The organism is Pilosibacter sp. NGB245, from assembly GCF_057397225.1.
In genome coordinates, this window is the sequence record NZ_CM171584.1 from 1,611,585 (window position 1) to 1,623,847 (window position 12,263).

Consider the following 12,263-nt stretch of genomic DNA (forward strand, 5'->3'; position numbering starts at 1 on the left):
TGCGTATGCAGCCGGTCGCGTTGCACAGCGCCGTTGTGAGAGGTTGACGTTACTTTTCACGGGTAGGAATTTTCTGAACTGAAAATTCCGTATGATACCGTTATGGCCGCGGATTTTGCCGATTTGGAATGCGAAGCATCGGCAAAATCCTGTTACAGTGCGCGGGCATGGAGTGCCCGTGCACTGTAACAGGTTGGCAGTTCAGGGATGGTTGTGGGGATTAAAGCGTTGCATGGGAGGGAAAAGTCTGGTAAGATGGAACGAAGGAGAAAAATCGAAAGAAACCAAAGAAAAGAAAGGTGGAACCGAAAGAGCGTTTTCTTGCGGTAAGAGTATATTATGAGAAAAGAAACAGCAGCTGGCTGGCTGACGGCAATTCTGACATGTGTCTTGCTTACAGGCTGCGGAAGTCAGGCAGCCGGGGCAGCGAGAACGGCGGCAGCCATTGAAAGTCAGGCCGGGAGTACGGAAGAGATAGCTGATCATTCTGAAGAAAAGGCGGAAAAACCGCGCGTGGTCCTGCAGCAGGAGGAGATGGGAAAAGAGACAGAACGGTCGGAGAGCGAAGCAGGAACAGAGCCGGAACCTGAGACGGATACGCCGGATCCTTACGCGGATCTTTTAAAGGATCCGGAAGTGATGGCGGCAAATAAGATCTATGCGAAGGAGACAGCAGAGCCCGGAAAGACGCGGATCGTCTTTGCGGGTGATATCCTGTTTGACTCCCACTATGCGATCATGGCATCGCTTTTAAAGCGCGGACAGGGAATCGAAGGCGGGATCTCCGCGGATCTTCTCTCCATCATGCGGGACGCAGATATTTTTATGGTAAACAACGAGTTCCCGTACACGAACCGCGGGACGCCGACGGCCGGAAAAAAGTTTACCTTCCGGGCGGATCCGAAGTATGCGTCCTGGCTGTTTGACATGGGCGCAGATCTTGTGTCGCTCGCGAACAACCACGCGTATGATTACGGGGAGGTGTCCCTGACGGACACGCTCGATACGCTGGAGTCCATCGGAATGCCGTATGTCGGAGCCGGGAGAAACCTCGAGGAAGCGGTCAGACCGGTTTCTTTTATCGCAAACGGGAAGAAATTTACGTTCATCTCCGCGACACAGATCGAACGGCTGAATCCGCCGGATACGAAAGGGGCGACGGAGACATCCCCGGGCGTGTTCCGGTGTCTTGATATCACAAAACTCCTGAAAGTGATCGGGGAGGCAAGAGCGGACAGTGACTATGTGATCGTGTACATTCACTGGGGGACCGAAGGAACTGACAAGCTGGACCACTGGCAGACGGAACAGGCTGCGCAGATCGCGGCAGCAGACGTGGATCTCATCATCGGGGATCACCCGCATGTGCTGCAGCCGATCGGGTATGTGGGGGAAGTTCCGGTCGTGTACAGCCTCGGAAATTACCTCTTTAACTCAAAGAGTCTCGACACCTGCCTCGTCGAGGCGGTGTTTGGAACGGAGGGACTGGAGTCCCTGCAGTTTATCCCGGCAAAGCAGGAAAACTGCCGTGTCACGAAGGCGGAAGGAGCGGAGAAGGAGCGGATTCTTGCATATATGAGGAAGATCTCCCCGGAAACTGCGATCGATGACAACGGGTTTATCACTGCCAGATAGGACGTTGCTTTTTTGAGGGAAAGATCAGGAGAATCATGAAAATGCTCTGCTGAAAATACAGACCGCAGCAGAGACTCGGAAAACGCATGGGATTGCAGACAGAAGATGTGTCGGAATCCCATGCATTTTTTATCAATAATACTGCAGATTACAGTGCGTTCCAATAAGCAGCGGGGTGCTTGATGATCAATGGAGAACGGACTGTCTGAATCTGCAGCCCGACGGATAAAGAAGAACGGATCGAGGATTCTTTTAGAAAAAATTCATAGGAAATTTATTTTTTTCATAAATATTCAACAAAAGGTTGCAAATGAAAAACTTTACCGCTATAATATATTAAAAAAATAAAGAGCTGCCTAATCAATATGGCAGTGGAAAGAAGGGGTCATCTATGAGTGAGAACAGTTCCGCAAAGAAAAGCCGCCTTGATCGTATTCTGGATGCGATTGAGCGTGCCGGAAACAAACTTCCGGACCCGATCACGATGTTCCTTGGACTGGCGATCATTGTCACGATCATTTCAGCGATCTGCAGTGCAGCCGGCGTCTCCGCGGTAAACCCGGCGGATGGATCAACGATCGAGGTATTTAACCTCCTGTCCCTCGATGGAATTCGTTATCTCTGGACGAATGTCATCACAAACTTCTCCGGCTTTGCACCGCTCGGCATGGTGCTTGTCGCTGTCATCGGTTCTTCCGTTGCAGAGAAGAGTGGTTTCCTCGTTGCCGTCATGGTCAATTTCCTTGGCAAGGCAAAAGGATGGATCGTCACCATGGTCATCATGTTCCTCGGAATCAACTTAAATATTGCCGGTGATGCAGGCTTTATCGTACTGCCGCCGCTTGCAGCGATCCTGTACATGTCCATCGGACGTCATCCGCTTCTCGGAATGTACACCGCATTCGCATCGGTTGCAGCCGGTTTCTGTGCGAACATTCTTCTCGGTCTTTCCGATGCACTTGCATACGGATTCACAGAGCAGGCAGCACAGATGATCGATCCGAACTATCAGCAGTCCATCGCGATCAACTGGTATTTCCTGATCGTCTCCTGCGTACTTCTTACGATCGTGGGTACGATCCTGGTTGAGAAAGTTCTTCTTCACCGTTTCCCGGTTTCAAAAGAAGAACTTGCCAAATACGATTTTGATGAAGATAATTCCAACATCACACCGATCCAGAAAAAGGGAATTGCAGCAGCAGGTCTTTCTGTTCTGATCTATGCGGCTGTCGTAGTCTTCATGTGCCTGCCGATCTTCGGCGGACGTGCGATCCTCGCAGATGAGAACGGATCCATCACAAGCGGTGCATCCCCGTTCTCAAAGGGTATCGTCTTTACGGTCACTTTATTCCTCATGATCCCGGGTATCGTTTACGGTGTTGTGATCGGAAAGTATAAAAATGATAAAGATGTCTGGGCGGATATCAGCCAGGGCTTTGCCGAGATGGGAAACTATGTATTCATGTGCTTCTTCATCGCCATCTTTACAAACTTCTTCTCCGTATCAAAACTCGGAACTGTCCTTGCGATCAAGGGAGCAAACCTTTTAAGCACGATCGGATTTACAGGAATCCCGCTGCTTCTTGGCCTGATCTTCCTTTCCTGTATCGTCAACATCTTTATTGGATCTGCTTCTGCAAAATGGGCGATCCTTGCACCGGTATTTATTCCGATGATGATGTTGATGGGCTTCGATCCGGCGATCACACAGGTCGTTTATCGAATCGGCGATTCCATCACAAACCCGCTGTCTCCGTTATTTACATACCTTCCGGTCATTCTGGGCTTTGCTCACAAGTATGACGAGAAGGTTGGTCTCGGAACTGTCATCGCGAACATGCTTCCGTTCTCGGTAACATTCGCGATTGCATGGATCCTTCAGGTTGTGATCTGGGTTCTCTTAAACCTTCCGCTTGGACCTGGAGGAGCGATCTATCTGTAGAAACAAACGGAAATGTTTGAGCAGATAAAAGAACTATAGTAAAAAAGAGCACCGCATGAGATGGCAGTTATGCCGTGCAGTGCTCTTTTTACTTGTTAAGAAAGGAGCACTTATGAATTTTGCAAAAAGAGCAGAGGAAACAGAGAGTGCGATCATAAAAGACCGCCATTTCCTCCATGAACATGCCGAGCTTTCTTTCGAGGAGAAAGAGACAACGGCATATCTCGTCTCAGAACTTGAAAAAATGGGGATCCCGGTGCAGACATTCCCGGATTATACGGGCTGCATCGCGACCATAAAAGGAGAAAAAGGAGACGGACCAACGATCCTGCTCCGCGCGGACATCGATGCACTCCCGATCATGGAGGAGAGTGGAGTCGATTTCGCGAGCAGGACTCCGGGCGTGATGCATGCCTGTGGCCATGACTGCCACGCGTCGATACTTTTAGGGGCGGCGAGACTCTTAAAGGAGCAGGAAAAGGAATTAAAGGGAACTGTAAAACTCCTGTTTCAGGCGGCGGAAGAGGCGTTTATCGGAAGCCATTACTATGTGGATCACGGATATCTGGAAGGGATCGACGCGGCGATGGGAATGCATGTGTGGCCGACAGGCCCTGCCGGACAGGTCCTTATCAAAGATGGAGAGCTGATGGCAAGCTGTGACAACTTTAAGATCACGGTCCACGGCATTTCGACCCACGGCTCCATGCCGCATCTCGGAAAGGACGCGATCGTCGCGGCGAGCTCGATCCTGCTCGGACTCCAGCACATTGTGAGCCGTGTGAATGATCCGTTGAATTCGCTGGTCGTTTCGGTCGGAAAGGTCTCCGCGGGAACCCAGTTCAACATCATCACGGACACCGCTGTCATGGAAGGAACTGTCCGCTGTTACGCGAAGGAGACACGGGCGATGGTCGAGGAGACCATGAGAAGGATCGTGACGGATATCGCAGCTGCGGAAGGATGCACGGCGGAGCTCGAATATTCCTATCTGGAGCCGTCGGTTGTAAACGGGGATCCGGAGCTTACGAAGATCGCCAGGGAGGCTGCGGAAAAGCTCTACGGACCGGGTGCATGGGCTGAGGCGAAGAAGGCAAGCGGAAGTGAGGACTTCTCCTATGTGATGGATCATATCCCGTCTTCCATGTTCGCATTTTTAGGCTGCTATGATGAGAACGACAAGGACATCTATCCGCTCCACAACGGAAAATTCAGAGTCAACGAGAAGATCCTGAAAAAGGGAGCTGCGTTCTACGCGCAGTTTGCCGCAGATTATCTGGAGAAAAAGGGAGGAGAAGAGCGATGAGAGTACAGGAACTTGCAAAAGAACAGGAAGCATATGTGATCGCGTGCCGCCGCCATCTCCATGAACATCCGGAACTCAGCACGCAGGAAGTTGAGACGACAAAGTTCATCAAAGCGGAGCTTACAAAGATGGGGATCCCGGTACAGGAATTCGACGGGATCACCGGCTGCGTCGGAACGATCGAGGGGACGATGCCGGGAAAGACCGTGATGCTGCGCGCGGACATCGATGCGCTCCCGATCCAGGAAAATCCGGGGAAATCATACTGCAGCAAAAATCCGGGCGTGATGCATGCCTGCGGTCATGACTGCCACACGGCGATGTTGCTCGGAGCTGCGAAGATCTTAAGTGCAAACCGTGATAAAATTCACGGGACCGTGAAGCTGATCTTCCAGATGGCGGAGGAGATCGGAAGAAAATCGGAGGAATATGTAAAACGCGGGGCGTTGGAAGGCGTGGATGCGATCTTCGGAATGCATATCTGGGCGACGATGCCGACCGGAACCGTAAACTTTGAATCCGGCGAGCGGATGGCGTGCAGCGACCGCTTTACGATAAAGATCCATGGTCAGAAAGCACACGGAAGTGCCCCGAATCTCGGAAAAGACGCGATCCTGGCGGCGGCTGCGGCGATCCAGGTCCTCCAGACGATCCCGAGCAGGATCAATGACCCGTTCAATGCACTCGTCGTCTCCGTCGGAATGTTCCACGGGGGAACAAAGGAGAACATCATTGCGGATGAGGCGGAGCTTGTCGGAACGGTGAGAGCCTTCAACCGGGAATTCCGGAACGGAATGCCGGAGCTGATCAAAAAGGTCGTGGAGCCGACGGTCGAAGGATATGGATGTACAGCGGAGTTTGACTACTATTTCGGACCGAGCCCGCTGATCAATGACAATGAGGAGCTCGTGAAGACAGCGAGACGCGCGGCTGCGGAGGAGATGGGCGAGGAAGCACTCATCCCGTTAAAGAAGATGACAGGGGCCGAGGACTTCAGCGTCTACACGGAACATGTCCCGGGCGTGTTCGGCTATCTCGGCTGCAGAAATGAGGAAAAAGGCGTCACAGCACCGCATCATCATCCGGCATTCGATGTGGATGAGGACGTTCTGTTCCACGGCACAGGGATCTATGCGCAGTTTGCATTAGACTATTTGGAATAACCTTTTGCCAATTTTCCTGTTTACAGAAAAAATATCCTATGTTATAATACGCTCTAGACGTTTCCTGTACCAGTCTGCCCTTTTGGAGCTTGGCGGTGCGGAAAAGAATAGAAACAGTATACGAAAAGGATGGAACTGATATGGCAACATTACTTGAAACATGGAGAAACCTCGCTTACGGCGACGGTCTCGATGATAAAAAGAAAGAAGAACTCTGGACAAACTATTTTACGATCGAGAAAGGCATCTACGAGAAGATCCTCTCCAACCCGACAGAGGTTGTTGAGGGAACTGTAAAAGAGCTTGCTGAGAAGTATGGCACAGAAGTTCTCATTATGACCGGTTTCCTCGATGGAATCAACGAGAGCTTAAAGGGATATGAGAACCCGATCGACACAATGACAGAGGATACTGTTGTTAAGATCGAGATCGATCCGGAGAAGCTTTACTACAATATGGTAGAGGCAAAGGCTTCCTGGCTCTATGAGCTTCCGCAGTGGACAGAGATCCTCTCCGCTGAGACAAGAACCGAGCTCTACAAGAAGCAGAAAGCTTCCGGAACCGTACGCCGCCAGGGCCACAAGATCTACCCGAACGATCCGTGTCCGTGCGGAAGCGGAAAGAAGTACAAAAAGTGCTGCGGCCGCAACGCATAAGATGAAACGTAAGCCATTACCTATTGTGGGTAGTGGCTTTTTCATTACTGTACACGGGCAGGAATTTTCTGAACGGAAAATTCTGTGTGATACAGTTGTGACCGCGGATTGATAAGGAGAAAAAACAATGCAGGCATATACAGGATTTGCCGCTGTCTATGATACGTTCATGGACAATATCCCATATGAAGAGTGGTGTGAGTATCTCACAGGACTTTTAAAAGAGCAGGGAGTTTCAGAAGGACTGCTCCTGGATCTCGGCTGCGGGACTGGAAGTCTCACGGAGCTTCTGGCAAAGTCCGGCTACGATATGATCGGAGTCGATAATTCCGAAGAAATGCTGGAACTTGCCCTGGAAAAGAAGGAAAAATCCGGAAGCGATATCCTCTATCTCTGCCAGGATATGAGGGAATTTGAGCTTTACGGCACGGTGGCGGCGGTCGTCTCCATCTGTGACTGTATGAATTATATTCTGGAGCCGGAGGATCTGACGGAGGTGTTCCGCCTGGTCAACAACTATCTCGATCCGGGCGGAGTCTTTATCTTTGATCTGAATACCGAGTACAAATACCGGGAGATCATGGGTGACAGTACGATCGCCGAGGACCGGGACGACTCCAGCTTTATCTGGGACAACCAGTACGAAGAAGAGGAAAAGATCAATATCTACGATCTGTCGATCTTCGTCCGGGAAGAGGGAGACCTTTTCCGGAAATATCACGAGACGCACTACCAGCGGGCGTATTCCCTGGAGGAAGTGAAACGCGCGATCAGTGAGGCAGGCATGGAATTTGTTGCCGTTTATGACGCGTTTACGAAAAATCCGCCGCGAAAAGACAGCGAGCGTGTTTATGTGATCGCGAGAGAACATGGAAAAGAAAGGAAATAGAGCATGAATGATTATATGATCCGTGCGACGGCTGCGGACGGACAGATCCGCGCCTTTGCCGCAACGACAAAAGAGATGGTGGAAACCGCGAAGAATGCCCACAATACAAGCCCGATCGCGACGGCTGCCCTGGGACGTCTCATGACGGCGGCTGCCATGATGGGATCCGACTTAAAGGGGGAAGGAGAACTCCTGACACTCCGGATCGAGGGAGACGGCCCGATCGGAGGACTTTTAGTGACTGCTGACGGAAAGGGCGATGTAAAGGGCTACGCGTTCAATCCGGATGTCATGCTGCCGCCGAATGCGCAGGGAAAGCTTGATGTCGGCGGTTCCCTGGGACTCGGCGTCCTGAGTGTGATCAAGGATATCGGTTTAAAAGAGCCGTATGTGGGACAGACACAGCTCATCACGGGTGAGATCGCGGAAGATCTGACTTACTATTTTGCAACATCCGAGCAGGTTCCGTCCTCCGTCGCTCTCGGAGTCCTGATGAACAAAGACAATACCGTCCGTCAGGCCGGCGGCTTTATCATCCAGCTTCTTCCGGGCGCATCCGATGAGATCATCGACCGCCTTGAGGCAAAGTTTTCCGGAATTTCCTCCATCACATCCCTTCTCGATGCAGGAAAGACTCCGGAGGAGATCCTGACAGATATTCTCGGGGAGTTCGGACTTGAGATCTTAAAGAAGATGCCGGTGCAGTTCCACTGCGACTGTGAGCGCTCCAGAGTGGAGAAGGCGATCATCAGCATCGGAAGAAAAGAGATCCAGGATATGATCGATGAGGGAAAAGAAATCGAGGTCAACTGCCAGTTCTGCAACAAACATTATAAATTCTCTGTGGATGAACTGGGTGAGATGTTAAAAAAGGCGACAAGAGAGTAACTGAGGATCCGCCGCGGGCAGACCTCTGCAAAAATATGGATCTTTGCTGGATCGCACACCGGAAGATGGAACGGTCCGGAAGATAAGGAAATAAAGATATGAGTTCTGTTAAGTTAAATGATGAGGAAAAACGGCTGCTTTGCAATGCATGGCATCATTTTCTGACGATCACGCACCACAAGCTGGTTGTCATGGAAGGATGTTTTAAGGTGGGGCTGTTTAAACAGGGACTGCTCCATGACCTGTCAAAATATTCCTGGGAGGAATTTCGGACAGGAGTAAAGTATTATCAGGGAACGAGAAGCCCGAATGCTGCGGAGAAGGAAGAGAAAGGATATTCCTCCGCATGGCTTCATCATAAAGGAAGGAACAAGCATCATTTTGAGTACTGGACTGACGTGTCTACAGCGGAAAACAACTGGAAGATCGTCGGAGTGAAGATGCCGGTGAATTATCTGGCAGAGATGGTCATGGACCGGATCGCCGCATCTAAGATCTATCAGGGAAAGAATTACACGGACGCGGCGCCGTATACCTATTTCTCCAGAAACAAGGAATTTATCGTCATGCATCCGGAGACGAAGGCATGTCTCGATAAGATCCTTCTGATGTTAAAGGAAAAGGGCGAGAGAAAAACGTTCGCATATATCAGAAAACTTCTGAGAGACGGGGATTATTAGAGGAACAGATGTGCAGGCAAAACGACAGCAGCGGGAAGAGAGAAGGATCTCACAGTCGGCTGCTGTCATCATTGTCATGCCGGTTCCCGGAAAATGACGATCGTGGGCGGGATCTGTGTTCATGTGCGGTCATTTCAGAAATGAAAAGATCTCATGGATGTAGTGATTCAGTTTTTCGGCATCGGAAAAACAGTCTTCCCGGACTTCAAAAAATCCTGTTTTATCTTTGCAGGAAGTTTTAAATTCCGGTTCCCAGATATCCGCGGGCTGAGGGAGAAAGACGCTGTCTTTTTTCGTATAGCAGGTCTCCTTCGTTGCCTTGATCCGGGCGTCCTTGTCAACAAACTCGCCGACGCTCTTATGGATCGCAGTGTCCTCGTAGATCAGATAGTAGTAGTCTTTATAGTTCGGATAGTAATATTTCAATGTGCCTTTGTAGACCCGGATGGAAAGCTCCATCCGGTCTTTGTCTGCCCGAAAAGCGTAGGCGGGGACAGAGGCACTCACCGGGGCCGGAAGGATCGTTTCCGGATCTCCGGCCAGGGAGAGGAGAAGCCGGTCCGTCTCACCGGAAGCTTCCCTCACAGAGCTCAATGTGAAATCCTGAGCGAAAAAGTCCGGATAGAAGAGGACTGGGAGAAGTGACGGCATTCCTTTTAAGTCATCCTCGTTGTGGAGGAGAAGAAGGCGCTTTTCTTCCTCATCCCGGGTCTTCAGATAGTCCAGATAGACTTCGATCAGCTCGCCGCCGTTATAGAGATCCTCGCGGCTGATCTTTAAAAACCGCTCGATGGTCTTCTGCTTCATGTCAGGCAGACCGAGGAGTTTTTTGAATGGTTTGATCCGGCGGAAGATATCGATGCTTTCCACGCAGTCAAACGTGGGAGTGAGCTTTAATGTGCCGGCGCGCTTTGTGACAAAGGGGATATCGAACATGTCCCCGTTGAAATGGACGAGGGTGCGGAAATTCTTTAAAAATTCAAAAAATGCATTGAGGACATCGGTCTCGGCAGTTTTTGTGTCGGCAAACCACTGGATAAAGCGGAGCTGATCTCCTTCCGGCCAGATACAGCCGATGAGATACACCGTGTTGTAGCCAGCGGAGAATCCCGTGGTCTCGATGTCAAAAAAGACGAGTTTTTCCGGGTCGCCGAGGCGCTCTAACGGGTAGGCGATGGTGCCGGGAAATGTTTTTTCTATTGTAATCATACGTTTTTCCTGTAGTGTTTATGTTCGGTGTCTGCGTTTTCTGATTATACCTGTGGGCTTTTGGAAAGTCAATGAAGCATCGATAAAATAAAATCGAAAATATGTTCGATTCCACCGGCGGTTTTGCTTGCACTTAAATGGCGGCTATGGTATGATTACGACATGCATTATGATTAAGGAGGTTCATCCAGTGATTTCATATATACGTGGTCCTCTGGAGGAAAAGAGGGAAGATTCCGTCGTTGTCGAGGCGGGGAATATCGGCTACCGGATCTTTATTCCGTCGTCGGTTCTCGGGGAACTGCCGGGACTTGGGGAGGAAGTAAAGATCTATACCTATTTTTCTGTGCGCGAGGACGGAATGAGCCTCTATGGATTTCTCTCGAAACAGGATCTTGAGATGTTCCGCCAGCTGATCGGAGTGAACGGAGTGGGACCGAAGAGTGCGCTCGGGATCTTATCCGCCCTGAAGCCGGATGTCCTGCGGATGGCGGTGCTCTCCGGCGATGCGAAGGCGATCTCAAAGGCACCCGGTGTCGGAGCAAAGACGGCCCAGAGGATCATTCTTGACCTCAAGGACAAGGTAAAAGCGGAGGACGTCCTGTTTGCCGGGGTGGAACCGGAAGAGACAGGAAAGATGGAATTCTCCGGAATGGCGGAAGCTGGAAAAGAGGCAGTGGAGGCACTCACGGCGCTCGGATATTCCGCATCCGAGGCACAGACGGCCGTGAAGAAAGTGACGATCACGGAAACGATGACTTCCGAGGATGTGTTAAAGGGTGCGCTGAAACATCTTGCGTTTTTATGATACCGCAGCGTATGAGGCAATTCGGTATCAGAGGAGCAGAAACTAAGACAGGATAGGAAATATTATGAGCCGGAAAATCATTACGACCGAAGAGACGGAAGAAGATAAGAAAATAGATGGGACTCTGCGCCCGCAATATTTAAAAGATTATATCGGTCAGGAGAAGATCAAATCCACATTGAAGATCTTCATCGATGCGGCGAAGAGCCGCGGGGAGGCGCTCGATCATGTGCTTTTCTACGGTCCTCCGGGACTCGGAAAGACGACGCTCTGCGGGATCATCGCGAACGAGATGGGCGTGAATCTGAAAGTGACCTCCGGTCCCGCGATCGAGAAACCGGGGGAGATGGCCGCGATCTTAAATAATCTCCAGGAAGGCGATGTCCTGTTCGTGGATGAGATCCACAGACTGAACCGCCAGGTGGAGGAAGTATTATATCCCGCGATGGAGGATTTTGCCATCGATATCATGCTGGGAAAAGATTCCTCGGCCCGCTCGATCCGGCTGGATCTTCCGAAATTTACACTGGTGGGTGCAACGACGAGGGCAGGACTTTTGACAGCCCCGCTCCGTGACCGTTTCGGCGTGATCCAGCGGCTGGAATTTTATACGCCGGAGGAACTCTGTGTGATCGTAAAGCGCTCCGCGAAGGTTCTCGGCGTTGAGATCGATGAGGAGGGCGCGTTTGAGATCGCCAGAAGATCCAGAGGAACTCCGAGACTGGCAAACCGCCTCTTAAAGAGAGTGCGCGACTTTGCCCAGGTAAAATATGACGGCGCGATCACAAGAGACGTGGCGGACTTTGCCCTCGATATCCTGGATGTCGATAAACTCGGTCTCGACAATAATGACAGGACCTTGCTCCTCACGCTGATCCAGAAATTCTCCGGCGGTCCGGTGGGACTGGAGACGCTAGCAGCATCGATCGGGGAGGATTCTGGGACGTTAGAAGACGTATATGAGCCGTATCTTCTGATGAACGGGCTCATCATGCGCACTCCGAGAGGAAGAATGGCGACGGATCTCGCCTACAGACATTTCGGACTTGAGACGGCAAAAGAATGAAAAAATATGACAGCTGTGAGA

General features: G+C 50.9%; 11 protein-coding genes. 10 read left to right on the forward strand and 1 reads right to left on the reverse strand.

The genetic code is table 11. The features are described 5' to 3' along the window. Positions 1-339: 339 nt before the first annotated feature. From ACXMYH_RS07280 to ACXMYH_RS07315, 8 genes are all read left to right on the forward strand, one after another. Positions 340-1,635, forward strand: a complete 1,296-nt coding sequence (locus ACXMYH_RS07280; RefSeq protein ID WP_486555787.1) for a CapA family protein — start codon at positions 340-342, stop codon at positions 1,633-1,635. A 391-nt stretch (positions 1,636-2,026) separates the two neighbouring features. Further along, positions 2,027-3,577 (forward strand): AbgT family transporter, encoded by a 1,551-nt coding sequence (locus tag ACXMYH_RS07285; protein WP_118531680.1) that lies wholly within the window; start codon positions 2,027-2,029, stop codon positions 3,575-3,577. 112 nt (positions 3,578-3,689) lie between these two features. After that, positions 3,690-4,883 (forward strand): M20 metallopeptidase family protein, encoded by a 1,194-nt coding sequence (locus ACXMYH_RS07290; RefSeq protein WP_021904244.1) that lies wholly within the window; start codon positions 3,690-3,692, stop codon positions 4,881-4,883. Further along, positions 4,880-6,046: an amidohydrolase gene (locus ACXMYH_RS07295; protein WP_215702808.1), complete on the forward strand. Its 1,167-nt coding sequence runs from the start codon at positions 4,880-4,882 to the stop codon at positions 6,044-6,046. Before ACXMYH_RS07290 ends, ACXMYH_RS07295 begins: the two co-directional genes overlap by 4 nt. A 140-nt stretch (positions 6,047-6,186) precedes the next feature. Then, positions 6,187-6,702, forward strand: a complete 516-nt coding sequence (locus ACXMYH_RS07300; protein ID WP_021904246.1) for an SEC-C metal-binding domain-containing protein — start codon at positions 6,187-6,189, stop codon at positions 6,700-6,702. Positions 6,703-6,829: 127 nt separating this feature from the next. Continuing rightward, positions 6,830-7,591, forward strand: a complete 762-nt coding sequence (locus ACXMYH_RS07305; protein WP_215702807.1) for a class I SAM-dependent DNA methyltransferase — start codon at positions 6,830-6,832, stop codon at positions 7,589-7,591. 3 nt (positions 7,592-7,594) lie between these two features. Further along, positions 7,595-8,479, forward strand: coding sequence for an Hsp33 family molecular chaperone HslO (gene hslO, locus ACXMYH_RS07310; RefSeq protein ID WP_486555788.1), 885 nt, complete (start codon positions 7,595-7,597; stop codon positions 8,477-8,479). Between the two features lie 98 nt (positions 8,480-8,577). Then, a complete protein-coding gene (locus tag ACXMYH_RS07315) occupies positions 8,578-9,159 on the forward strand; it encodes a DUF5662 family protein (protein WP_118296769.1) in 582 nt (193 codons plus the stop codon). Between the two features lie 129 nt (positions 9,160-9,288). Here ACXMYH_RS07315 and ACXMYH_RS07320 read toward each other — a convergent pair whose 3' ends face one another. Further along, entirely contained in the window at positions 9,289-10,368 is a 1,080-nt protein-coding gene (locus tag ACXMYH_RS07320; RefSeq protein WP_118531671.1) for a ribonuclease H-like domain-containing protein, read from the reverse strand. 190 nt (positions 10,369-10,558) lie between these two features. On the opposite strand from ACXMYH_RS07320, the gene ruvA reads away from it, so the two are divergent. Beyond that, entirely contained in the window at positions 10,559-11,176 is a 618-nt protein-coding gene (ruvA, locus tag ACXMYH_RS07325) for a Holliday junction branch migration protein RuvA (protein ID WP_118531669.1), read from the forward strand. 64 nt (positions 11,177-11,240) lie between these two features. Beyond that, complete coding sequence (gene ruvB / locus ACXMYH_RS07330; RefSeq protein ID WP_118531667.1) at positions 11,241-12,242, forward strand: Holliday junction branch migration DNA helicase RuvB; 1,002 nt, start codon at positions 11,241-11,243, stop codon at positions 12,240-12,242. Positions 12,243-12,263 lie beyond the last annotated feature (21 nt).